Origin of the sequence: Parendozoicomonas verongulae (assembly GCF_009711465.1) — a bacterium.
In the GTDB taxonomy this organism is placed as follows: domain Bacteria; phylum Pseudomonadota; class Gammaproteobacteria; order Pseudomonadales; family Endozoicomonadaceae; genus Sansalvadorimonas; species Sansalvadorimonas verongulae.
In genome coordinates this window covers 1-416 of the sequence record NZ_SMME01000246.1, presented here as the reverse complement: position 1 = coordinate 416, position 416 = coordinate 1, and the positions used below count along the sequence as shown (strand labels likewise).

Annotated in this window: 1 protein-coding gene; it reads right to left on the bottom strand. The window is 49.5% G+C overall.

Going from position 1 to position 416, the window contains the following annotated elements; genetic code table 11:
* Positions 1 to 416 (bottom strand): hypothetical protein (locus E1189_RS22205; protein ID WP_196220835.1); only part of this gene is annotated, 416 nt, incomplete at both ends.

The following is a 416-nucleotide window of genomic DNA, read 5'->3' as shown; positions in this document are numbered from 1 at the left end:
CAGTGAGCCAGCTGACTGAGACAGGATGCATTTATACCTCCACTGCCTTCTACCGCAAGAGCCGCCCAATAGAATGCTTTCCCAAGAAGAGCTGTATGCTCGGGCATGGTGCCCTTAACGACTGTGACTTCATGGAAGTTTCGGAGACTTAAACAGAGGCTGGTTTCGAACCCTGAAAACAACTGCTTTTCAAGTTGCAGTTCATCAAACTTTCTCCACTCCATCATACTAATCAAAATAGCTGCTATACCCAGCTCGATGTCCTTGTCATCACAAGGAGTGTCTGCCTGCCCCCCGGCCGCCCGGGTGCGCAATCTGGTAAAGATGTCCAGGGCCTTTTGCAGATTGTCTGTACCCTCTAATACCTGGAGATATCTACCCAGCGCTAACTCGATATCCTTATCATCACAGGGAGT